The sequence below is a fragment of the Gracilibacillus ureilyticus genome, from assembly GCF_900111195.1.
Classification (GTDB): Bacteria; Bacillota; Bacilli; order Bacillales; family Amphibacillaceae; genus Gracilibacillus; species Gracilibacillus ureilyticus.
Window position 1 is genome coordinate 69,002 of sequence record NZ_FOGL01000011.1, and the last position, 24,336, is coordinate 93,337.

Annotated in this window: 23 protein-coding genes; 14 read left to right on the forward strand and 9 right to left on the reverse strand. The window is 38.6% G+C overall.

Features of this window, described 5'->3' with window-relative positions; all coding sequences use genetic code 11:
* The first annotated feature begins 41 nt into the window (after positions 1-41).
* The 7 genes from BMW36_RS11625 (at position 42) to BMW36_RS11655 (ending at position 9,721) form a co-directional block, all read left to right on the forward strand.
* Positions 42-2,219 carry a transglycosylase domain-containing protein gene (locus BMW36_RS11625; protein WP_245711665.1) on the forward strand — a complete coding sequence of 726 codons (2,178 nt, stop codon included), beginning with the start codon at positions 42-44 and terminating at the stop codon, positions 2,217-2,219.
* 127 nt (positions 2,220-2,346) lie between these two features.
* Positions 2,347-3,378 (forward strand): uroporphyrinogen decarboxylase, encoded by a 1,032-nt coding sequence (gene hemE / locus BMW36_RS11630; protein WP_089741269.1) that lies wholly within the window; start codon positions 2,347-2,349, stop codon positions 3,376-3,378.
* A gap of 21 nt (positions 3,379-3,399) precedes the next feature.
* Positions 3,400-4,341: a ferrochelatase gene (hemH, locus tag BMW36_RS11635; RefSeq protein WP_089741271.1), complete on the forward strand. Its 942-nt coding sequence runs from the start codon at positions 3,400-3,402 to the stop codon at positions 4,339-4,341.
* Positions 4,338-5,735: a protoporphyrinogen oxidase gene (gene hemY, locus BMW36_RS11640; RefSeq protein WP_089741273.1), complete on the forward strand. Its 1,398-nt coding sequence runs from the start codon at positions 4,338-4,340 to the stop codon at positions 5,733-5,735. The genes hemH and hemY overlap by 4 nt, the downstream gene beginning before the upstream one ends.
* Before the next feature lie 710 nt (positions 5,736-6,445).
* The gene (gene lplA / locus BMW36_RS11645) at positions 6,446-7,441 is read left to right on the forward strand and encodes a lipoate--protein ligase (RefSeq protein ID WP_089741275.1); all 996 of its coding nucleotides are present in this window, start codon (positions 6,446-6,448) and stop codon (positions 7,439-7,441) included.
* 151 nt (positions 7,442-7,592) lie between these two features.
* Positions 7,593-8,750 (forward strand): M48 family metalloprotease, encoded by a 1,158-nt coding sequence (locus tag BMW36_RS11650; protein WP_089741277.1) that lies wholly within the window; start codon positions 7,593-7,595, stop codon positions 8,748-8,750.
* A gap of 35 nt (positions 8,751-8,785) precedes the next feature.
* Positions 8,786-9,721, forward strand: a complete 936-nt coding sequence (locus tag BMW36_RS11655) for a hypothetical protein (protein ID WP_089741279.1) — start codon at positions 8,786-8,788, stop codon at positions 9,719-9,721.
* 56 nt (positions 9,722-9,777) lie between these two features.
* On the opposite strand, the gene BMW36_RS11660 is transcribed toward BMW36_RS11655, so the two are convergent.
* Entirely contained in the window at positions 9,778-10,230 is a 453-nt protein-coding gene (locus tag BMW36_RS11660) for a DUF3939 domain-containing protein (protein ID WP_089741281.1), read from the reverse strand.
* 200 nt (positions 10,231-10,430) lie between these two features.
* Here BMW36_RS11660 and BMW36_RS11665 point away from each other — a divergent pair, with 200 nt between their 5' ends.
* Complete coding sequence (locus BMW36_RS11665; RefSeq protein ID WP_089741283.1) at positions 10,431-10,958, forward strand: competence protein ComK; 528 nt, start codon at positions 10,431-10,433, stop codon at positions 10,956-10,958.
* Between the two features lie 96 nt (positions 10,959-11,054).
* On the opposite strand, the gene BMW36_RS11670 is transcribed toward BMW36_RS11665, so the two are convergent.
* Positions 11,055-11,453 carry a YhjD family protein gene (locus BMW36_RS11670; RefSeq protein ID WP_089741286.1) on the reverse strand — a complete coding sequence of 133 codons (399 nt, stop codon included), beginning with the start codon at positions 11,451-11,453 and terminating at the stop codon, positions 11,055-11,057.
* Between the two features lie 163 nt (positions 11,454-11,616).
* Between BMW36_RS11670 and BMW36_RS11675 the strand changes: the two genes are divergently transcribed.
* The 4 genes from BMW36_RS11675 to addA all read left to right on the forward strand — a co-directional run bounded on the left by BMW36_RS11675 (position 11,617) and on the right by addA (position 20,283).
* The gene (locus BMW36_RS11675) at positions 11,617-12,285 is read left to right on the forward strand and encodes a TVP38/TMEM64 family protein (RefSeq protein WP_089741288.1); all 669 of its coding nucleotides are present in this window, start codon (positions 11,617-11,619) and stop codon (positions 12,283-12,285) included.
* Between the two features lie 50 nt (positions 12,286-12,335).
* Positions 12,336-12,884, forward strand: a complete 549-nt coding sequence (gene lepB, locus BMW36_RS11680; RefSeq protein WP_089741290.1) for a signal peptidase I — start codon at positions 12,336-12,338, stop codon at positions 12,882-12,884.
* A 215-nt stretch (positions 12,885-13,099) separates the two neighbouring features.
* Positions 13,100-16,567 carry a helicase-exonuclease AddAB subunit AddB gene (gene addB / locus BMW36_RS11685; protein ID WP_089741292.1) on the forward strand — a complete coding sequence of 1,156 codons (3,468 nt, stop codon included), beginning with the start codon at positions 13,100-13,102 and terminating at the stop codon, positions 16,565-16,567.
* Entirely contained in the window at positions 16,567-20,283 is a 3,717-nt protein-coding gene (gene addA, locus BMW36_RS11690; RefSeq protein WP_089741294.1) for a helicase-exonuclease AddAB subunit AddA, read from the forward strand. Before addB ends, addA begins: the two co-directional genes overlap by 1 nt.
* Before the next feature lie 21 nt (positions 20,284-20,304).
* On the opposite strand, the gene BMW36_RS11695 is transcribed toward addA, so the two are convergent.
* From BMW36_RS11695 to BMW36_RS11720, 6 genes are all read right to left on the reverse strand, one after another.
* Entirely contained in the window at positions 20,305-20,523 is a 219-nt protein-coding gene (locus tag BMW36_RS11695; RefSeq protein WP_089741296.1) for a spore germination protein, read from the reverse strand.
* A gap of 92 nt (positions 20,524-20,615) precedes the next feature.
* Positions 20,616-21,002 (reverse strand): spore germination protein GerPE, encoded by a 387-nt coding sequence (locus tag BMW36_RS11700; protein WP_089741298.1) that lies wholly within the window; start codon positions 21,000-21,002, stop codon positions 20,616-20,618.
* Positions 20,983-21,189, reverse strand: coding sequence for a spore gernimation protein GerPD (locus tag BMW36_RS11705; RefSeq protein WP_089741300.1), 207 nt, complete (start codon positions 21,187-21,189; stop codon positions 20,983-20,985). The genes BMW36_RS11700 and BMW36_RS11705 overlap by 20 nt, the downstream gene beginning before the upstream one ends.
* A 6-nt stretch (positions 21,190-21,195) precedes the next feature.
* Positions 21,196-21,723: a spore germination protein GerPC gene (gerPC, locus tag BMW36_RS11710; protein ID WP_089741302.1), complete on the reverse strand. Its 528-nt coding sequence runs from the start codon at positions 21,721-21,723 to the stop codon at positions 21,196-21,198.
* Positions 21,724-21,748: 25 nt separating this feature from the next.
* A complete protein-coding gene (locus tag BMW36_RS11715) occupies positions 21,749-21,952 on the reverse strand; it encodes a spore germination protein GerPB (protein ID WP_089741303.1) in 204 nt (67 codons plus the stop codon).
* Between the two features lie 9 nt (positions 21,953-21,961).
* A complete protein-coding gene (locus BMW36_RS11720) occupies positions 21,962-22,183 on the reverse strand; it encodes a spore germination protein (RefSeq protein ID WP_089741305.1) in 222 nt (73 codons plus the stop codon).
* Between the two features lie 219 nt (positions 22,184-22,402).
* On the opposite strand from BMW36_RS11720, the gene BMW36_RS11725 reads away from it, so the two are divergent.
* Positions 22,403-23,578 carry a DUF418 domain-containing protein gene (locus tag BMW36_RS11725; RefSeq protein ID WP_089741307.1) on the forward strand — a complete coding sequence of 392 codons (1,176 nt, stop codon included), beginning with the start codon at positions 22,403-22,405 and terminating at the stop codon, positions 23,576-23,578.
* A gap of 133 nt (positions 23,579-23,711) precedes the next feature.
* The gene (locus tag BMW36_RS11730) at positions 23,712-24,080 is read left to right on the forward strand and encodes a YisL family protein (protein ID WP_089741309.1); all 369 of its coding nucleotides are present in this window, start codon (positions 23,712-23,714) and stop codon (positions 24,078-24,080) included.
* 75 nt (positions 24,081-24,155) lie between these two features.
* Here the strand turns inward: BMW36_RS11730 and BMW36_RS20485 are convergent.
* The coding region (locus BMW36_RS20485; RefSeq protein WP_217640959.1) for a hypothetical protein at positions 24,156-24,336 on the reverse strand (181 nt) is incomplete at its 5' end.

The following is a 24,336-nucleotide window of genomic DNA, read 5'->3' on the forward strand; positions in this document are numbered from 1 at the left end:
AGAATTAGTGTGCTTTTTTTCATAGAAAGGTGTGTAATAGTTTGGAACAATATAAACAATGGCTGAATAAAGGCATCCAGTGGATTAAACGTTTTAAATGGATTGTCATTATTATCTGTTCCATGTTTTTTTTAGCAATCGCAGGTTACTTATTCATCATTTTTGGCGGCCGTTTTGTCTTTGACGAGAAATCAGTCATCCTGCCGACAGCCTCCACCGTAGTAGCAGAAGACGGGACTGTGCTTGGTAAGTTATATACAGAAAATCGGGATTATGTGACGATTGAGCAAATTCCGGACCATGTGGAGGATGCATTCCTCGCACTGGAAGATCAGCGTTTTTACGACCATGCTGGTATATCCTTCCCTTCTGTAGCAAGGGCTGTTTACCGTGATATCCTGGCAATGGCCAAAGTAGAGGGTGGCAGTACCATCACCCAGCAACTCGCGAAAAACCTTTTCTTAGTTAATGATAAAACATGGATGCGAAAAACGAAAGAAATAATGGCATCTGTTTATTTAGAGAGAAATTACAGCAAGAAGGATATTTTAGAACTTTACTTAAATGAAGTGTATTTTGCTCATGGAATATACGGCGTAGGAACAGCAGCAACTTATTTCTTTGACAAAAATATAGAAGATTTAACAGTTGAAGAAGGTGCATTGCTCGCTGCAATGGTGAAAGCACCAAATACTTACTCCCCATATATAGATACTGAAAAAGCAAAACAGAGGCGGGATTTAGCATTACAGCAAATGGTTGAATTCGGATCAATCTCTACAGAAGAAATGTTAAGCCTGCAGGCAAAAACTATCAATGTGCAGTCACAGGAAGAAAGAAGTGATCCATGGCTTGACGATTACTTTGCCCACGTATTAGAGGAAATAGAAACCGTTTATGGATTATCAAGGGATGCTTTAAAACGCGGTGGATATACTGTAGAAGTATATATGGATCCGATGATGCAGAAATTAGCATATGAAAGCATGCAGCAGGATCAGTACTTTCCATCTGCTAGCGGGGAAGCAGAGGGTTCATTTGTTTTAATGGAGCAGGATACCGGATACTTAAGAGCATTAATTGCAGGCAGACAGTTTGAACTGAACAATGTCAATCACCTTCATGTCCCTAAGCAGCCGGGATCTCTTATGAAGCCAATAGCTGTCTATGGACCTGCTATGGAATTACAAGCATTCCAGCCATATGACTTTTTGTCTGATCAGGATATTGACTATAATGGCTACAGGGTGAACAATGCAGATGGAGTCTTCTCAGGAGAGACTACGATGTATGAAGCTATTGTGAAGTCCAAAAATGCACCAGCTGTATGGACTTTAAATGAAGTAGGAATACCTTACAGTAAGTCAATGTTAGAGAAAATGAATATTATATTAGAGGATAATGGTCTGGCAATCGCATTAGGAGGACTGGAATATGGGCTTACTCCAATACAAGTAACGGAAGCTTACCGAACTTTTATTCATAATGGGGAATGGGTGGAATCACGAAGTATTCAATCTATTACGGATAGACATGGAGAAAAAGTGCCCAGTGTGAAATCCAAAACAAATCAAGTGTTTCGTCCACAGGTGGCATGGGATATGCTAAGAATGCTTGAAGCAACTGTTGACAATGGTACAGCACAGGCAGGGGAATATCCCGGTGCACTGGCGGGAAAAACAGGGTCAACTGAGCACCCGTTAGTTGCCGGTGGGATAAAAGATGCCTGGTTTGCCGGATTTACACCGGAATATGTGACAGCAGCTTGGATCGGCTTTTCAGAAGTATCTGAGCAGAATTACTTATCAACGGGCAGTGAGGCACCAACTAAATTAACGAAAGCCATTTTATCTGAGATTGATAAACAAAAGCAGTTAGAAGAGAATTTTCAGATACCGGAGGATATAACTGATCTAGAAAATCCAATTGAGCTGCCAACCATTACGGATGTTAGCGGCACATTTAAACTTGGCGGATTTTCTATTTTCCGGGGGAAACTGTCATGGACAGCAGCTGAGGATAAACGGGTGATTTACCGTATTTACCGGCAGCTGGAGGGTGAAGATTTATTGATAGGTGAGGTAGAAGGTAAAGGACAATTCACCATAGATCAAACTAATGTGTTCAACAGCGGCAAATACTATGTGGTGCCATATAACAGGCTGACAGATAAAGAAGGAGAACGTTCGAATATCACCTCTTTATCGTTTGACTTTTAAAAAGAATTTAATTAAAATTGTTTTTTAGTTATAATAATTACAATTTAGTGAACATTGTTTTAAAAAACTATACAGAAACCGCTAAACATTCTATAGTAGAGTGGAATGGACAAAAAGGGTGAAAATAATGAAAAAATTAAATGATACGATTTTAAAAGCATTTAGAGGAGAAGAAACGGATTATACACCAGTATGGTACATGCGCCAGGCTGGACGGTCACAAAAAGAGTATCGGGAATTAAAAAAGAAATACTCTTTATTTGAAATTACTCATCAGCCGGAACTTTGTGCATATGTAACGAGATTACCTGTTGAAATGTATAATGTCGATGCAGCGGTTCTGTATAAAGACATTATGTCACCTCTTCCGGCAATAGGTGTGGATGTAGAGATTAAATCAGGAATCGGACCTGTAATTGATAATCCGATTACTTCACTAAAAGATGTCGAGAAATTAGGATCAATTGACCCGGAGAGCGATGTACCTTATGTACTGGAAACAATCCGCATACTTACTCAGGAACAGTTAAGTGTGCCGCTGATCGGTTTCAGTGGGGCACCTTTCACACTGGCTAGCTATATGATTGAGGGCGGTCCATCAAAGAACTATCATAAAACAAAAGCATTGATGTACAGTGATTCAAAAGCATGGTTTGCCTTAATGGAGAAATTAGCTGATATGACGATTACGTATGTTGAGGCACAAGTAAAAGCAGGAGCACAGGCAATTCAGATCTTTGACTCATGGGTTGGTGCATTAAATGTTGCTGATTATCGTTATTATATAAAGCCAGTTATGGAGCGGATTTTCTTTGAATTAAGGAAAAATAATGTACCGCTAATCATTTTCGGGGTGGGAGCGAGTCATTTAATCAGAGAATGGAATGATCTTCCTGTTGATGTAATCGGGTTGGACTGGCGTATGTCAATTAGCGAGGCTAGACAGTTAGATGTAACAAAGGCACTCCAGGGGAACCTTGATCCAGCATTTTTATTATCGGATTGGAGCATCGTAGAAGAGAAAACAAAACAAATCATTGATGAAGGAAAGCAGCATCCAAGTCATATTTTTAACCTTGGACATGGTGTTACACCGGAAATCAGTCCAGACAGGCTGAAGAAATTAACAGAATTTGTTCACAGTTATTCGGGACGATAAGAGAGAAAGGATGTCTAACAAATGGCAAAGAAAAAAGTAGGATTGCTAGTTATGGCTTACGGGACGCCATATGAAGAAGCAGATATTGAACGTTATTACACACACATCCGACATGGCCGCAAGCCATCTCAGGAAATGCTGGATGATCTGACAGAGAGGTACCGTGCGATTGGCGGAATCTCTCCACTTGCCAGAATTACGAAAGAACAAGCACATGCGCTGGAAAATCGTTTAAATGAAAGACAGGACGAAGTGGAATTTGTTCATTATTTAGGATTAAAACACATTGAACCATTTGTAGAGGATGCAGTGAAGCAAATGGCAGATGACGGGATTAAAGAAGCGATCTCGATCGTACTCGCTCCGCATTACTCTACATTTAGTGTGAAATCATATAATGGACGTGCCAAAGAAGAGGCAGAAAAGTATGGTTTAACCATTCAATCTGTGGAAAGCTGGTATGATGCTGAGGGTTTTATCGACTACTGGAAAGAAGCTGTCTTGGGCGAGTTTAACAAAATGAACGAAGCAGAAAAAGAAAAAGCAGTTCTGATTGTTTCTGCCCACAGCTTGCCAGAGAAAATTTTACAGAATGGAGATCCTTATCCGGAACAGTTGAAAAAAACAGCAGACCTGATTCAGGAAAGAGCAGGTATCCGTAATGTGGAAATAGGCTGGCAAAGTGAAGGGAACACGCCTGATCCATGGTTAGGACCAGATGTGCAGGATTTAACACGTGACCTTTTTGAACATAAAGGGTATCGTTCCTTTGTATACGCACCTGTAGGTTTTGTTGCAGATCATTTAGAAGTGCTTTACGATAATGATTATGAGTGTAAAGTAGTCTGTGATGATATTGGAGCAGATTATTATCGACCTGAGATGCCAAATGTTCATCCAAAGTTTATTGACACATTAGCAACGGTTGTTCTGGAAAAACTCCAAAGTACTGATCAATCATGAAAAGAATAACAATTATAGGTGGCGGTATTTCTGGGCTTACTGCTGCCTATTATTTAAATAAACAGATAAAAGAACAGAACTTACCCTATCAGATCACTTTACTGGAAGCTGGTGAGCGCTTAGGCGGCAAAATTAAAACCGAACGCAGAGAAGGATTTACGATCGAGAGAGGACCTGATTCATTTCTGATAAGGAAGCAATCAGCGGAAAGGCTGGCTCGTGAAGTAGGTCTGGGTGATCAATTAGTAATGAATGGAACAGGGAAATCTTATATCCTCGTTGACGGAAAGTTACATAGCATGCCACAAGGCTCATTTATGGGAATACCGACACAGGTAAAGCCATTTCTGTTTTCAGATCTATTTAGTTTGTCAGGTAAAATCAGAGCAGGATTTGATCTGCTTTTACCTAAAGGCGAACCGAAGAAGGATCAATCATTAGGGAAGTTTTTCAGGAGAAGGTTCGGTGACGAACTTGTAGAAAATTTAATCGAACCACTGCTTTCGGGGATTTATGCGGGTAATATTGATGATTTGAGTTTGATGGCGACATTCCCCAATTTCTATCAACTAGAGCAACATCATCGCAGCCTAGTCAAAGGCTTACAGAAAACAATGCCAAAACCTAAGACTGGTCCAGGTAAAAAAAGAAGTATGTTTTACAGCTTAAAGGATGGTTTACAGTCACTCGTGGAAGCGATAGAAGCGAATCTGGATGCTGAAATCGTCCGGAAAGATACGGCGGTTAATCATATTAAGAAAGGGCCTAAACAATATACATTAACATTATCAGATGGTTCAGTCATCCAGTCTGATGCTGTAATGATAGCAACACCATTCAATACTATGAAAAAAATGCTGGCAGATTATGATTTTGTTACAAGCATAAAGGATATGAAAGCAACGTCTGTAGCGAATGTTGCCTTAGCTTTTGACCAATCTGCTATTAAAGAAGATATTGATGGTACCGGCTTTGTAGTTTCTCGTAACAGTGATTACCGGATTACCGCATGTACATGGACACACAAAAAATGGCCTGAAACTGCAGCACCTGAAGGAATGGCTTTGCTCCGCTGTTATGTCGGCAGGCCTGGAGATGAAGATGTTGTGGAATTATCTGATGAGGCTTTAGAGAAAATTGTATTAGCTGATTTAAATAAAATTATGAAAATTGAAGGTAAACCACATTTCTCAATTGTATCCAGGTGGAAGAATGCGATGCCACAATACAGTGTTGGCCATAAAGAAAAGATTGACCAATTAGAGAAAGACATAGCGGAAAACCTGCCCGGTTTATTTGTAGCAGGCAGCTCGTTCAGAGGAATAGGGATACCTGACTGTATTGATCAGGGAGAAGCAGCAGTTGAACGAATACTAGCTTATTTAGAAAATTGAACAAGAATAGAGTAACCTGGAGTTATTAAATCCGTAAAGCTGACGCTGCGTGTGACTGCATGTTGCTCTCCAATTTTTATAAAGAATTGTAAACATATTAAAATTCTCATGAAAAATTATTATTCATGAGAATTTTTCATTCATAAGACCTAAAGGTAATATTGGCAGCTTTTTTCAATTATCAGGGGCACTAAAGCGGAGGCTGGTCATGAAGACTCCTGGGGGGACAGCGAGATTTGAAGATCCTCATTGCAAAGTGGGCGGTCGGAGCAGCGGTATAGCCCCCACCACATAATACCCATTATATGTTTGGTTCAGTTCACATGTTTAAGGACCATAAAAAAAGCAGCTACTAATTAGCTGCAGGTGTCTTGTCTTTTCCATATATCCGATTAATTGGATGGGAATGTTCATCATCCTTATTCAGCAGGATAAGTAGGATGAAAGGAACGAAAGATATAGGGTAAAAGACTTCAAATAGGTTAAATGGCGGGATAATTGTAATCAACACGTTAGGGAATCGTGTTCTTCTATTACAATATCTTATCCGCACTAATCACACTTATAAAAGCGTGTCTTATTTATATTGTATTATAACAAAATAAAAAAATCAACACTTTGTATTAGTACAATTTCAAAAAATTGTTTTATTCGATTAATTCTTTTATACTAATTGATAATAGTAATCAATATAAAAGGGGTGCGTCATAGTGAAATTTATTGACAATAAAGGGATAACAGATCCTCATATTAATCTTGCAATCGAGGAGTATGTGTTAAAACAGTTTGGAGAAACAGATTCCTATCTGTTATTTTACATAAACGAACCATCGATAATTATTGGGAAGAACCAAAATACGATTGAAGAAATTAACACAGACTATGTTGAATCGAATGGTATTCATGTCGTTCGCAGACTTTCAGGTGGAGGAGCAGTATATCATGATCAGGGCAACCTGAACTTCAGTTTTATTACCAAAGACGATGGGGACAGCTTCCACAATTTCGCAAAATTTACTGAACCTGTTGTGGAAGCATTGCGGACGTTAGGTGTACCTGCTGAATTAAAAGGCCGAAATGACCTTGTCGCAGACGGACGGAAAATATCCGGGAATGCTCAGTTTACGACAAGAGGGCGAATGTTCAGTCACGGGACATTAATGTATGATTCCGAAATTGAGCATGTAGTAAAATCTTTAAATGTAAAAACAGAAAAAATTCAGTCTAAAGGTATTAAATCGATACGCAGCCGTGTAACCAATATTGCAGAATTTATGGAAAATAAATTATCAATGGAGGATTTCAAAGCACATATTCTGCGTCATATATTTGATGTGGAGAAGGTAGAGGATGTTCCACAGTATGTACTGACAGAAGAAGACTGGGATAATATCCGTCAACTATCTGAAGAACGTTACCAGAGATGGGATTGGAATTATGGGAAATCACCGAAATTTAATATTCAGCACTCACACAAGTTTGAAGGTGGATTGGTTGATGTGCGATTAGACGTCAACAAAGGAATGATTGATCAATGTAAGATTTACGGAGATTTCTTCGGAATTGGGGATGTGGCAGAGTTGGAAGAAAAGTTGACTGGAATTCGTTATGAGCGTCAGGCGATAGACCAGGCGCTTCAAGACATCGATGTCTCGCATTACCTTGGGAAAATTACCAAAGAAGATCTTGTAGGGCTTATATATTAATAACAGAGAAAAGACTGTCCCCGCTATGGCGACAGTCTTTGTTTTTATCCGAAAGTAAGTGGTTATCCATGATTCATTTGGCAAAACTAGTAATAACTAATATGTATGTAGATATAATCATAATAGAAACGCTGTGAAAAAGGAGCCGGGAATGAAAAAACTGTTAACTATCTATTTCGTCTATACGGTAGGGCTGTTTCTCTATTTTTATTATTTCTATCCACTGGAATCATTAAGTGGTTCCCGCTATGGTGCATTATCGCATGCGGCTTTTTTCGCGATGTTGCCGATTCAGGTCATAATTATATACATACTGCTGATAAAGAGAAATGCCAGTATCCATGTAGGTAAGAATAATTCCAGGCTGCTCTCCAGTTTAGTATTTACTGGAATGCTTATAGGACTGGAGTTTATTGCACGTCTTCCATTCCAGGCATTTTGGCATGCTCTTTCAATAAGTGAAGGAACACGCACACAAGGATTTCTATCATGGTTTCTGGAACTGATATTATCAACTGGATTATATTTTTTAATCATCTTTTTTCTGCTTTATTTCAGCTTGCTCTTTATGGAAAAATGGCCGCGAAGATGGGGAATCATATTATGGCTGGCTATTTTACCTTTTGCTATTTTTATTGTTTTCATTCAGCCGGTTTGGATTGATCCGCTTTTTGATGATTTTCATCAGTTGAAGTCTGGCAAACTGCGGACAGAGATGGAACAGTTGACTGAAAGTGCAGGGTTATCTGATGTTGACATTCTTGTCGTCAATAAAAGTGAGAAGGTAACTACATATAATGCCTATGTAACAGGTATTTTTGGGCATGCAAGGATCGTCCTGTGGGACACTATGCTAAATGGAATGGAAGAGGCCGAAATCCTGTTTATTACCGCTCATGAAGTAGCCCATTATTTATATAAGCATGTGTACATTGGGATGGGACTGTATCTGCTGCTTTCGTTAATTTTATTACTCTTATTACAATGGCTGTCGATTAAATGGAAAGATGACCAAATCTATACAAGACTATTAAAACTGTTACTTACTGCTTCTATTATCTTAACAATTACTCAACCTGTAAGTTTATTCGTATCCCGACAGATGGAGCGAACTGCCGATATCTTCGCAATGGACCAAACGGAAGATTTAACTCCGGCGTTGCATACCTATTATCTGCTTGCAGAACAATCAAAAACAGACATTTCACCTGCACCATTGATTCGTTTGTTTCGTTCGTCTCATCCCTCTATCCGGGAAAGAATAGAAAAATTGAGAGAAATTATTGAAAATCGTGAAACAAATTCCTGACCTTGTTCGTACTATCTAATAGAGGTGATTAGGAAATGGACGAATTTTACCAGCAATTAATTGATGAACAGGAAAAGAAGCGGAAATTGAAACGCTATTTGGACGAGCGGACACAACTGGTTACACAGTTAGGGCAAGTGCGTTCAAGGGAACGTGAATTATTTCAAAAACTAGAGGCAGAGAAGGTTGATGTAGAAAAACTGGAAAGCTTTAGTATTGCTAATATCTTCTATACATTAACAGGAAGAAAAGACGAAAAGTTAGATCAGGAGAAGCAGGAATTGGTCAGTGCCCAGCTCCATTATGAGGAAGCGAAGTCTTCTGTAGAAGATCTGGAATCAGATGTGAAAGAACTGGACCGCCGTATCGCCGATTTAGGTGATCCTGAAGCTAAATATCATGAAATACTGGAGCAAAAATATGTACATCTTTTAGATTCGAATAATGAAAAAGGTGAGGAAGCACATCGTCTGTTAGAGAAAATTGGCATCATTAAAGATGAACAGACAGAAATCGAAGAAGCTTTAGATGCCGGGCATAAAGTGAATAGAGCCCTCTCTTCTGCAGGTGAATCACTCAAAAAAGCCCAAAATTGGGGAACAGTTGATATGTTTGGCGGTGGGCTTGTTTCTACCTCCTTAAAACATAGCCATATTGATGATGCAAAGCGGGCGACACATGAGGCACAAAGATTACTGCGGAAATTTTCTCATGAACTATCCGATATTGGTAAATCCTTTAATGCGAATATTGAAATTTCCGGCGGATTAACATTTGCTGACTATTTCCTTGACGGTTTAGTGATGGATTGGTTTGTGCAGGATAAAATTAATCAATCTGCACGCGAAGTAGAATCCATGCTTCAGAAAGTTTCCCAGACTATACAGCAGTTGAAAAAGCTGAAGCAGGAAGTTGCCAGTACTGAAAAACAGGCAGAAAGACAATGGGAATCTATCATATTACAAGCTTGAAATAATCATTAGGAGCTGTCTCTGTTTCAGGGAGCTTAGCGTAGTGAAAAACCACATTATTGTGGTTTTTTTCTTGTAATTAAATACTCTTCTCCTGTAATATAAAAATCTATTTCAGGTCGATCTGTAATGAGGTTTAGCTGCTCTAATTTAAAATAACTGACTTTCCGGTATGGATCATAGTCTATGATGGGAAGGTCCTTTTTAAGATCTACATACTGATCAACAGCCTTCTGAACTTTATCTACAGCAAGAGCGAGATGCTTATCTTCCTCTTCAAATATTTCATAGGTTTCTTTGGACATATAGTAGTTCCTGTCAGGGAACGCCTTCAAAAAAGGTGTCAACAGCTCAAAATTAATGGTGGAGTCTTCGTTGATCAAAACCTTCAGCGGAACATTACTGGGCAGCGTTTTGCTGTATGCTCTGACAGCGTTTTTTACTTCTTCACTGGAAACAGCCCGGATTGGATAGCTGATATCTTTCTTCCGAAAAAATTTCTTCCACATTTTATCACCTACTTGATTCAAATTTTACGTTTTTACCCTTATGAAAGCACTTTTTTTTATAGATTTTATCACAACTTTGTAAAATTAAACAAACGGTTAGGTAATAAGAACTATTTATTGGTTAAAATTATATCCTTTTCCTCTATAAATTGGTAATATTTTAAGTGTGAATAAAATACTAGTTTTAAGGAGGAAGGTTGATGATTATGTCGAAAGGCTGTGAAATTAGCCCAGCAACTTTGGCAGTAATTGGTCTGAGAAAAGGAAAAAATTTTGGTACAAGAATTATGGAATATGAAGAGGAAGATGATTATGAAGTTGATATTCATTCCTATAAAGTAATGGATATGACCTGCCGCGAGTTTGGTATCAGCTTACGTGGTTTATTAGAAGGTTCCCGCAGATTAACAGATACTAGCCATAAACCTCCCATAGTTATTGATCGAATGAGTAATATGTATTTCTTCCCTGTTGAATCCCCAACTAAAAAGTCTTGCATCTGGATCTCCCACACACATGTCAATCGAATTGAAAGATTTTCTAATTATCAAACGAAAATTATTTTTAAGAATGGGCGCAGTCTTATTGTAGATGTTTCCTATGCTGTTATTCTCAACCAGATTAATAAAACAGCACAGTACCGCTGTATAATTTCCGATAAGCTTAGTGATGTGCTGCCATTATCACAGTATATAGCAGAGACTAATAAACAAAGACGTTTACATTAAATGCACGCTAATAAGAGATGAAGTCCTTTGGTGCAGCTCCGGGATAATGGCACAGACTCTGTTATTATATAAATAATTTATGGAAAGGAACGGTTATCATAAAGATAGCGGTTCTTTTTTTTCGGATTGAGGGCTTTCTGTTTCATTTAATATCCATTCATTCAGAATAGTTTCGACTTTTTTTCTGATAGCAGGGTTAAAGTAATTTCTTTTTTCTTCCCTGCCTTTACATGTGAACAGATAAGTTGTGAACGAGTCTTTTTTCTCCACTGTCATCACCTGGATTTTTTCTTTGTACATTTGTTGTTGTAAATCTCTTCGTTCAGCTGTCGCCTTCTTCTCTATTTGTTTCAGAAGAGTAATATACGGTTCATTAATCTTAAAGGGCGCATTTTGCTGAAGTTGTGCAAGATCATGTTTTATTACGCGTAACGCCATTGACATAAATAAAAAACGTGAAGCTAAATTCCATTCATGCTCTTCTAAATATCGCATAGCTTTCTCTCCTTTATAGGAACGTGTGTTCTATTATATGCAGTTATGAACAAAAATGCAACAAACATTTTTTTATTAGTAAAAAAAGGCAAGAAGTATTAAAATATATTTAAGTAATTGATAAAAATGATTGTTTTTATGGAAAAAGGGGTTCTTACCAACAATGCTTACATATAATATTAGTAATATTGATAATATCGATGTAGAACAAATTAAGGAATTAATTGAAGCAAATGATTATGATAGCCTTGTCAATTTTTTACTAACAAGTTATGAGAGCTTAGGACCGATTCCGGGCTTACTCTTGCCGTTTTTGGAAGCTTTTTTACCTTTTTTACCGTTAGTAGTGTTCGTCATGACAAATGCTGCAGCTTACGGCTTGCTTGAAGGATTTCTGCTCTCATGGATTGGCGCGAGCACCGGGTCAATAGTAGTATTCCTTATTGTCCGCCATTTTAAAGATGTTCGTCTCTTTCGCTGGGTTCGTAAAAATAAACAGGTAGTAAAGGTGATGAACTGGTTGGAGAGACACGGTTTTGGTCCATTGTTTTTACTTCTTTGTTTTCCGTTTTCGCCATCAGCTGTCATTAATTTAGTTGTTGCCATATCCAAAGTGAATCTGTATCAGTTTATTTTGGCAGTATTCCTTGGGAAGGCAGTGATGATCTTTACAGTTTCTTATATTGGAGACAGTATTTTCTCTTTTGCACAAAATCCAGTAAAGTCTGTGATTGTTGCAATAGGAATTACAATCTTTTGGTTATTAGGTAAATACATGGAAAAGAGACTGCATAAAAGAGTGGAAAAGAAAAATGAAAAATATAAAGGTTAAAAGAGGGAGAATGGGGGTAAATTAGTAATAAAAATGCTGGAGGGAATGCCATGAAAAAGAAAAAGACGTGGTCTATTATCCGCATCATACTATTTTCCCTTTTACTTGCTTTTTTCTTTCGTTCTTATTTATTTGCCAGTTATGTCGTAAACGGCAAATCGATGGAACCGACATTGCATGACGGGAACTTATTAATGGTAAATAAAATGATATATGATTTAAAAGAAATAGACCGTTTTGATGTGATCGTGTTTCATGCTAATGAAGAAGAAGATTATGTAAAACGCGTTATCGGTTTACCTGGTGACCATATAGCTTATAAAAATGACATTTTATATATAAATGGTGAGCCGGTAAAAGAACCGTATTTAGAACCATTTCGCGAAGAGGCGGAAGGACAGTTAACCAATGATTTCACCATAGAAGAAATTACAGAAGAAACGGTTGTACCAGAAGGAAAGTTATTTGTTTTAGGGGATAACCGGCAAAAAAGCTATGATAGCAGAGACATTGGATTCGTAGACGTGGCAACAGTTGTAGGAAAGGTGGATGTATTGTATTGGCCGATGTCTGACATTGACTTTCAATTAATCCGCTGAAAAAAGGAAAGCGCTTACTAGCGGAAGAGATGACTGCGACCGCTCCGGACATGACCAATTGATAGTTAAAAGTTGGAACCTGGAGCGGAAGTCAGCAACCTGCTTCCCTTCTCATTTTCCCATTTTTTTTCGCTAAACAAAAGAACGTAAGTTTGGTATAATGAAAGAAATGAAAAGAAAACGAGGGAAATAACCGAGAGAGAGTAGGTGTATTATTGCTACGCTTAATTACAGGAAGTTCGACTGCTAACAAAAGCGAACAATGTATGACAGAAATCAAAACTAAACTTCAGCAAAATCCTCAAGGTTCTCCAATTATTTATTTAGTACCTGATCAAATGACCTTTCAACAGGAATATGCCCTGTTAAATGATCGGCAACTAAATGGCTCCATACGTGCCCAAGTATATAGTTTCTCCCGTCTGGCATGGCGAGTAATGCAGCAAACCGGGGGTGCAACGAAGGAATTCATAACATCAACAGGCATACAAATGATGCTTAGAAAGATTATTGATCAGCGAACATCTGAATGGAAGGTATTTCAGAAAGCAGTTGAAAAACAAGGGTTCCTTAAACAATTAGAAGAAATGATTACAGAATTCAAACGGTATTGCATAACACCAGATATGATTACAGAACAGATTACAGAAATGGGACGTTTTCAGCACCAGACGGTAACAGAACAGGCCCTTACAAATAAACTGAATGACTTGTATTATATTTATGATCAACTAGTACAAGCTCTAGCAGGAACTTATATGGATAATGAAGACAGATTGCAGCTCTTAATTGAAAAATTAATGGATAGTGACTTTTTACATGATACAGAAGTATATATTGATGGATTTCACCATTTTACTCCACAAGAATTATTGGTAGTTGAAGTAATGCTGCAGAAAGCGAAACATGTTCATATGACACTAACCATTGATCAAATGGATCAACCGGTTATAGATCCGTTAGATTTATTTCATGTAACGAAAGAAACATACATTCAAATGGAGCAATTAGTACAGAAGCATGGTATAGAGATGGAAACTGTAACAGTATCAAATAAACAAAAAACAGCATTTACGCATTTGGACAACCATTTTGACAACAGGCCGGCTGTTCCTTTTAATGGTAAAGCACCGGTTCAGTTAGCAGAAGCCGTTCATCCAAGAGCAGAGGTGGAAGGAGCTGCCCAGGAGATTATTAAATTAATACGGGATCAGGATTATCGTTTCCGTGAGATTGCTGTTTTAATACGTGAGCCTGAAGTCTATCATGATTTAATTACAACCGTTTTTGAAGATTACAAAATTCCGGTCTTTGTTGATGAAAAACGACCGATGCTTCATCATCCGTTGATAGAATGTATTCGTTCATTGCTTGATGTGATTGAGGGGGATTGGCGATATGACGCGATATTTCGTGTTCTGAAAACAGGTTTTATTCCTGAAGGAGATAAGCAATATCCGCTGGATCAGGAAGCGATTGATGAATTAGAAAACTATGTCCTGGAATATGGAATCAGGGGCAGAAACCGGTGGTTAAATGATCAGCCATGGCTTTTTCAGCGGTTCAGGGGTTTTGAACAATCAGCACAAACGGACCGTGAATTAACGATACAAAAAAAAATAAATATGTACCGTGATCAGGCAGCAGAAATTATTGGGCCACTAGACACCAGATTAAGAGAGGCAGATAAGATTAGGGATAAAGCAATTGTATTGTATGAATGGTTAGAGTGGATTGGAGCCCCACAGCAGCTAGAAACAATACGGGAACAATATGATGCGGAAGGCCGAATTGAAAAAGGGCGTGAACAAGATCAGGTATGGGATGCTATTATTCAATTGCTGGAAGAGATAACGGAAATAGCCGGAGAAGAGGCTATTGACTTAAAAGCATTCCGGAATATACTGGAATCCGGTCTTGACTCATTGCAATTTTCTCATGTGCCGCCAAGCATTGACCATGTTGTTGTTGGTTCGATTGACCGTTCGAGAATGCATGGAATAAAATGCGCATTTTTACTAGGTGTGAATGAAGGTACATGGCCAATGAAACAAGGTGGAGATGGGCTTATTTCAGAAGAAGAGCGGAGTTTACTGCAGACACAGGGGATTCAGTTAGCTGAAGGAAGCAAACGTCAACTGCTTGATGATGCTTTTTATGTATACAGTGCGTTTACACTGCCTACCGATTATTTATGGATTAGTTATCCGCTGAGTAATGAGGAAGGTAAGATGAAAGCAGCCTCTCCTCTTGTTAAACGGATCGGGGAAATTTTCCCGGAGCGATTAGAAAAAGTCACCTTGCAGGATCCGGAAGAGATGCTGGATGCAGAAAGATTTGTGGCAACTCCTGTGAAAACAAGAGGAGCATTAACAGCACAATTAGCGAGAAGGTTAAGGGGTTATCCGATCGATTCGATTTGGGATTATGTATTAAATTGGTATATTGAACAGCCTGATAATAAAGCAACAAACCAAATGGTATTGAAGGGATTATTTTATCAGAATAAACCGAAAAACCTGTCTGAAGAGACAGTAGAGCAGCTGTACAGTAAGGAAATTAAAGCAAGTGTATCGAGACTGGAAACATACCACCGCTGTTCTTATCAACATTTTGTCAGATACAACTTAGGATTGGAAGAAAGGCAGACATATAAACTGGACGCGCCAGATATTGGCCAGCTCTTCCATGAAGCATTAAAACAAATAACAGAGTGGATACAAAAAGAAGGAAGAAATTTCGCTGACATCTATGACAAAGAAGCAAAAAACTATGCCAATCGCGCAATTGGACATTTGGGACCTGTGCTTCAGCACCAAATATTACACAGTTCGAAAAGATATCAGTATATTCAACGGAAATTAGAAGAGATCATTGCAAGAGCAACCTTTATTTTAAGTGAACAGGCAAGGAAATCCATGTTCTCACCGGTTGGTTTAGAAGTTGGTTTTGGGTATCCTAATCAACTGGCTCCATTAGAAATCCCTTTAAAAGATGATTATAAGCTGCTGTTAAGAGGAAGAATCGATCGTGTCGACCAGGCTATTGAGCAGGAGCAACTGTTTTTACGGATTATCGATTACAAATCCAGCTCCAGAGGGTTAAATTTATCAGAAGTATACTACGGATTGGCATTACAGATGCTTGCATATCTGGATGTTGTGTTAACGAATGCGGTGCAATGGCTTGGACGGGAAGCATCGCCTGCCGGAGTGTTATATTTTCATGTACACAACCCGATGCTCTCTTTGTCTGATAGCTTATCTGAGGATAAAATTGAAGCAGAGATTTTTAAACAGTTTAAAATGAAGGGCCTGTTGCTCGAACAAGAAGATGTAGTAAAAATGATGGATACGACCCTGGATTCCGGCAGAAGTAACATTGTTCCAGCAGGCTTCAGTAAGACGGGCAGTTTTTATAAAGGCTCACAAGTGGCGGACAGGGAAATTTTTGATCAGTTACAATCATATATTCGTCAGTTAATGACAGGTGCCGGAATAGCAATGCTTGATGGAGAAATAAGCCTCAATCCATTTCAGAAAAAAGATCAAAACGCGTGCACATTCTGTTCCTACCGGTCGGTATGCCAGTTCGACCCGACATTAACTGAAAATAATTATCATAAATTAAAAGATTTAAAAGACGAGGAAGCATTGGAAGCGATGAAAAGAGGTGAGGACTAATGCCATCATGGACAAAAGAACAAGAAGAAGCGATATACCAGTCTGGCAGAAATATATTAGTAGCAGCGGCAGCAGGTTCAGGTAAGACAGCTGTATTAGTTGAGCGGATAATCCAGAAGCTGCTTAACAGAGAAAAACCTGTTGATATCGACCAATTGCTTGTCGTTACTTTTACTAATGCTGCGGCACAGGAAATGCGTAACCGTATTGGAGAAGCGCTGGAAGAGGCATTAGCCAATGATCCTAAATCAAACCATCTGAAAAAGCAATTATCACTCCTGCAACATGCATCTATTTCAACATTGCACTCTTTCTGTATGGATCTTGTCCGCAAATATGCTTACCAGCTGGATATTGACCCAGGATTCCGCATAGCGGATGATGTAGAGGCGGATTTGATCAGACAGGATGTGTTAGAACAGCTTTTTGAAGAGTGGTATGGTCAGGAAGACAGGGAGAGTCAGGAAGCTTTTTTCCAAGTGGTCGATCGCTTTTCGAATGACAGGAATGACTTAGATATGGAGAATCTGATTTTGAAAATGTACGAGTTCTCCATTCAGCATCCGAATCCGGACAGATGGCTGGACCAGTTAGCCGAGACATATGATATAGACGAAGATGTAACAGAAGAGCCACATTGGTTAACTATTTTAAAGCAGGAGATGAAAAGACAGTTAGAGGTAATAGAGTCCCAGTTGAATGAAGCACTCCACATCACAAAAGACAGTGATGGACCATTCCATTATGCAGAAGCACTAGATGAGGATCTTTTGATGGTTCAACAAGCAAAAGGGGCAATTGAAATTTCGTGGGATGAAGCTCAATCTATATTTACTGATGGCAAATTTAAAGCATTGTCACGGAAAAAAGTGGACTGTGATGAAGAAAAGAAAAATGCAGTTAAAGCACTGCGGGATGATATAAAAAAACGCTGGAATAAAATAGGCTCAGAATGGTTTACGAGAAGTTTATCGAGCCATTTAGCAGATATGAGAAAACTTTATCCAACGATATTAGAAGTAACAAAGATGATTAAGTCCTTTCGTACCGCATACCAGGAAGCCAAGAAAGAAAGAGGTTTAGTTGACTTCAGTGATTTAGAACACTTTGCATTGGAGTTATTACTGGAAGATAAACAGTCTCAGCGTCCATCATCACTTGCCAGAGCGTTACAGCAAAAGTATGAAGAAGTAATGGTAGATGAGTACCAGGATACGAATATTGTACAAGAAACGCTATTGATGAGTGTATCGAACCAGGCAGAATACGGTAATATGTTTATGGTTGGAGATGTTAAACAAAGTATCTACCGTTTTAGACATGCAGAACCTGCTCTTTTTATTGAGAAATATAACCGGTTCGGCAAAGCGGAAGATTCAGGATACAGAATTGATTTAGCACGAAATTTCCGCAGTCGCAATGATGTGTTATCAGCAGCAAATTATGTATTTCGCCAGTTATTTGACCCGGAAGTCGGTGACATTGATTATGACGAAGATGCAGAATTAATATACGGTAACAGAAGTTATGATGATGTCCCTCTTACAGAGCCGGAGACAGAGGTTTATATTATAGATCAGGAGCGAAATGAGGCAGAAAAAGAAGAGTTGAATGATGAGATGCTGGAAATGGAAGAGGATTTGGAAAAGGCTCAATTAGAAGCAAGGGCTTATGCGGAAAAAATCCAGACATGGATTGGACATAGAGAGAAAGCTCCCATTGAAATAATGGACAAGCGTACATCCTTACCACGGAAAGCAGAATATAGGGATATTGTGATACTGTTGCGTTCGATGACATGGGCGCCAACGATAATGGAAGAATTTAAAAAACAGGGCATACCGGTATATGCTGAACTGGCATCAGGCTATTTAGCAGCCATCGAAATTCAGGTGATGATCAGTTTATTAAAAGTCATTGATAACCCAAGACAGGACATCCCGCTGGCATCTGTATTAAAATCACCGATCGTTGGGTTAAATGAGGATGAGCTTGCTAAGATCAGGTTAGCAGAAAGAAATGCTTCGTATTATGATGCGTTAAAAACATACAGCAGGGTTGGCGACTCGAAAGTAATTAAAGATACAATCCAGCCATTTCTGACAAGGTTGAAAAAATGGAGAAGAGAGGCAAGACAAGGTGCATTATCCCAACTGATTTGGACTATTTTTCAGGAAACAGGCTATTATGATTTTGTTGGGGGAATTCCAGGTGGACGACAGCGTCAGGCAAACTTAAGGGCATTATATGACAGAGCGAAGGGTTATGAATCTACCTCCTTTCGCGGCTTGTTTCGCTTCCTGCGGTTTATTGAGCGCATGGAAGAAAAAGGGGACGATTTAGGAGCGGCGAAAGCGTTAGGAGAGCAGGAAGATGTTGTCAGAATTATGACCATCCACAAGAGTAAAGGACTTGAGTTCCCGTTAGTAATTGTCGGGGCAATGAATAAACAGTTTAATCAGCAGGACTTGCGTGAGAAGTATTTGCTCCATAAAGAACTTGGCTTTGCTTCCAAATATATTGATCCCGAAAAGCGTATAATGTATCCGACATTAATTTACCATGCAATAAAAAAAGAAATGCACCGGGAGTTACTGGCTGAAGAGATGCGGGTGTTATATGTTGCACTGACACGTGCAAGAGAAAAATTGGTTCTTGTAGGAACAGTACCTTCATTAGAAAAAAAGAAAAAGAAATGGGAATCGATGGTTAACCATGGTGACTGGGTATTACCGAACTATTACCGGCTGGAGTCAGCTTCCTATTTAGATTGGATTGGAGCAGGTCTTGTCAGACATAAACATGGTGAACTGCTGCGTACAGATGACGCAGTAACAGAAATCCCGCAGGAAATACTGGAAGACCAATCAAAATGGTGGCTGGAGCGAGTTCACAGCAGTAAATATCAGGAGATTGAAGAAACAAGTAAACAAGCGATGGATACATTGGAAGAAGCTATTAATAAATGGCACCCTCTCCCTTTGGAAGATACAGAAGAAAAAATATTGGTGGAGCGTCATTTAAGTTATATTTACCCACATCAGGATGCTGTCAAATACCGTGCCAAACAAACGGTAACTGAAATGAAAAGACAGCATGAAGTAAGAGACAGTTATAGTGATCAGTCCATCATTGAACCGTTTCGGGCACCGATCAGAAAAAGACCACGATTTATGCAGCAGGAAAAACGGTTGACAAGGGCGGAGATTGGGACGGCAATGCATACAGTGATGCAGCATATACCGTTAGACAGAGAATGGAATGAATCGTCCCTGGTTGAATTTGTTGCTAAATTAGAGGCGAATGAGATACTAACAAGAGAAGAAGGGCAAGCAATTAATTATAGTGCCATTGCACAATTCTTTGCTACGGATATCGGCAAATTCCTCTTACAGCATGAAGTTGAACGGGAGATCCCTTTCAGCTTAACTCTGCCGGCAAATGAAGTTTACCCTGCATGGACCGGTGAAGAAGAACGGATTTTCCTGCAAGGGGTAATCGACTGCTTAATCAAAACAGAAGACGGATGGATATTGTTAGATTACAAAACAGATCAGATTACCTCTCAGATCGATGAGCAGGCAATAAAGACATTGCGGGATCGCTATAAAATTCAAGTAGAATTATATGCTAAAGCCTTAGAAGATATCTGGAAGCAGCCAATTCAGCAAAAGTTCCTGTATTACTTTGACCAATCATTATTAATAGAAGTATAAATGCCTAAAGGGATTATCCCTTTAGGCATTTGCATTCATAACCTGATCGACAGCATCTGGATCCACCGTATTTGTTATATTAAAACCGGTATTAGTATTAAGGAAATCCCCGGTATTATTCGAACCTGCCCCGGCTGCAGACTTTGATGCGCTCTTAGGAGAAAGATAGAAGCTGTCACCGAAATTAACAATCCCTCCATCAACACTGTTAATCTTTATTGGACCAACGATCGACGGCATACCTACACAACCTTTCATTTTGCGAAATAACAATAAAGTTGGCAAATTTTTTAAATCACATAAAAGGAATTGTTCAAACAAAAATTGAATGATTATACTTCCATTGTGTTTTCCTCATCCTTTAGAATCCTTATATGTTTAATCCTGCTTTTTGACTTTACATTTTTAACATTTCCCAAATTTACAATGGCAGAGGAGGAGATAGCACTAATTTCAATTACAGGGACATCAATTACAGGGCAATGGTGGGTATGATGTTGTTCTATCTGCATATTAATTGGCAAAAAATGGCCCTCTGATTGAAAGATTGGATACTTCTCCAATTCAAAACCTTTATCTGAAGAAATGCCACCTTCTTTTTGAACAGCCAATGCATCGAGTTTCGGTTCCATAAAATTAGTATCCCCGATATTAAAAATCGAGCTGTATGCCAAACTGGTAACTTTGACACCTTTTACTCTAGTCGTTCGCTTGTTCAATTACTTCACCTGTATTTGGCGGGACAGGAATTTGCGCACCAACAATGTATGATTCAGGAGGTGTGTCAAAGCTTGATGCTAACTGGATATTTTCACTGTCCCCTATTAAAAACAAAGACGAGCTGGATACCCCCATCATGGATATACTTCCAACTTCTAATTGCCAATTATTCACATTGTAATACAATATGATCTACTCCTTCTTTATTTGTTGTTGAAACCATTTGTGCAGGCCATGGTGCAGCTCACCAATGACTTGCTGGACAACCCAGCTTTGGTCGTTATCATTTCTGCTTGCATAGTAAGAAATTCGTCCGGGGAGCTGCTTTCTTATATCATCGAGCAGAATTTTCCGGTAATCATCAGTTAATCTGTATTGATATTCCTCTTCCAGTTGTCCTATAAACTGAGGTAATTCTGTTTCTGTGTATTGATTTAATTCCTGAAGATAATTTGGGGAAGGGTGATTTGGAAATGGAAGAGAGAAGTCATCCGTTTGATTTAAATCCTCTGGACTAATTCCGATATGAAGAGTACCATCCAACCGTTCTATTTTTAACTGATCAAAGTGATACTCCAATTTTTCAATAGTTGTCTTAGGAGAACCCTCTTTTTGTTCTAATTGGCTGATACGGGTTTCTAAGGAGTTAATTTCCAACTGGAGTTGCTGAATGTGCTGTTGAAGCTGGTTTACGTAAAAAACTAGTGCAGGATAATCCATGTCAATTCCTCCTTAGTGTCAACGATTAAGGTGGTGATAAAGGTACCAGTGGTTCACTTACGCCACTGGGTGCTGCTTCCTCGGCAATTGTTTCATATCCACCAGTATTGTATAGCTGTGCAAGTGCCTGTAACTGTCCTGTACTCCCAATCTGGAAAACGGAAGAATTAGAAACATTTCCAACCTTAAGAAAATGGATACAGATCGATTGATTCACAGTTAAATTCAACTAACTCACCTACTTAGAAGCTGTAAAGTTCTGATCAACGTAGTCATCGTCCATAATATTTGTCTGGGCGTTCTCTAAGTGAATGCGAATTCCGTCCCCACTGTTAAATGAACCGCCGCCCGCAAAGGTCTTAGCTAGGGTATATGGCTTTATTTTATAAACATCGCCAATGTGAAAAATGCTGGAGGACCCAATGTTTATTACTTTAACAGCTCCGACAATTGCTGGCATATTATTCACCTGGCTTTCTTTGAATAGTAGCAGAACTTATTTCATAGTTAGTGTATGTTTGGAAAGCGAGTTTGTGAAAAGTTGGGCGGAAAAAATTATATATTGCTAGTGCAGGAAGAAATTGTAGGATAGAATAAAGGGAGACTTTTGTTCATTGGGTTTTTTACAGACGATTTGAATAGTTAGTGATATAGAAAAAGTGAGAGGAGTTATAAAATAATGGATCAAACATTAGCTCCACTTCAGGAGAAACAGAGGCTGACATGGATAGATGCAGCAAGGGGATTTGCTATTTTTGGTATTTTTGTTGTAAACCTTCCAGCATTTCATGGACCATACTTTTTATATGGAAATGGAGTCAACTACTGGGGGGGAGAGGAGGCAGGGGTATGGCAGGTACTTATTGATATTTTCTTTCAGGCAAGCTTCTACTCATTGTTTTCTTTCCTGTTTGGATTTGGAATGCAGATTATTTATGAAAATCTTAAAAATAAGAATATTCAACCAATGAAAACAATGGTTCGAAGGTTACTCATATTGCTTATTTTCGGGATTATCCATGCATTTTTGATTTGGCATGGAGATATTCTCATCAGTTACAGTATAATTGGGTTCCTTTTATTATTATTTATGAACCGAAAGAACAAAACTTTATTAATCTGGAGTATTTGTTTATTGTTGATCCCATCTTTAATATTAACAGGGATGCTTTTTTTAGTTAGAAATTATGTCACATTGGTGAATTCAGTGGCTATTGAAGCTTCCTTTCAGAATTTCGGCTCAGGAAGCTGGCAGGATATTCTCAGCCAGAATTTAAATAATTGGCTTTATGCGAACGACCTGTTTAACTTTGTGTTCATTACTGCAAATTTATTACCAATCTTTCTCCTTGGGGTTATTTTTGCAAGAAATAAGTGGCTTCATGATGTACAGAAATATCAAAGGATTTTAAAACGGATATGGGCAATTAGTTTCCTTTTATTTATTATTTTTAAAGCGGGTCCTTATCTGGTCGGCAACCCGTTATGGCTGTCATTGTTACAAGATACAGTCGGCGGGACGAGTTCTGCCGTATTTTATGTTATTAGTATTTCTATCGTATATGAGAAAATTCCCGCCATTCTTAATAAGTTCGCAAATGTAGGGAAGATGGCATTATCTAACTATATTTTTCAATCGATTGTTGGCATATGTTTATTTTATTCAATAGGTCTGGGATGGTACGGTGAATTAAATCCGTTTCAAACAATATTTATTGCCATTATCGTTTTTCCAATTCAACTTTTTTTAAGCTGGTTATGGCTGAAATATTTCCAACGTGGACCATTAGAATGGATCTGGCGCAGTTTTGTTTATAAAAAAATATTAGCGAATAAAAGAAAGATACAGGAGTAGCCGATCGATCATTGCCAGGAACAAAAAAATTGTGACAATAGAGTGACTTGCAATGTTCTGACATGAAAATGTTCACATATAGTGATATGATACTTTCTGTACAGTGATTTAAAATCGAATGGGGGTAATAAAAATGACACACTTACACATTACATCATGGGCGTTAGGTTTAATTTTGCTGATTATTGCATTTGTTATGTACAGAAAAGGAAGTAAAGCGGGTAAAATATTACATATGATTTTAAGATTAGATTATTTATTAATCTTATATTCAGGTGGAGATTTGATCGCGGAGTATGCGAGAATCGGCTTCCCAAGCTTTCCGTTACTAGGTGAGCTGATCGTTAAGATCATTGCAGGTCTGTGGGTCATTGTTGCAATGGAGATGATCCTTGTAAAAACATCCAAATCGAAACCAGCAACAAGTTTCTGGATTCAGTTAATCATTGCATTACTCATCGCTATTATATTAGGTTTCTTCCGTTTACCAATATCCATGTAATAGAATAGAGAGAGGCTGGGACATAACCAGCTAAATAAAAATGGTTCCGGGCAAAAAATGGCTTGGAACCTTTTTTTATTCCCGGAATTCTAGCACTATGGCATTCAGCCACGTTCCGAAAGCTATTGCTCTAAATTTCCTCGACGCGAAGACGTTCAGCCACGTTCCGAAAGTCATCGCTCGAATTTTTTTAGACGCGAGGTCGTTCAGCGCCCCTCCGAAAGTCATCGCTCTAATTTTCTTAGACGCGAAGTCG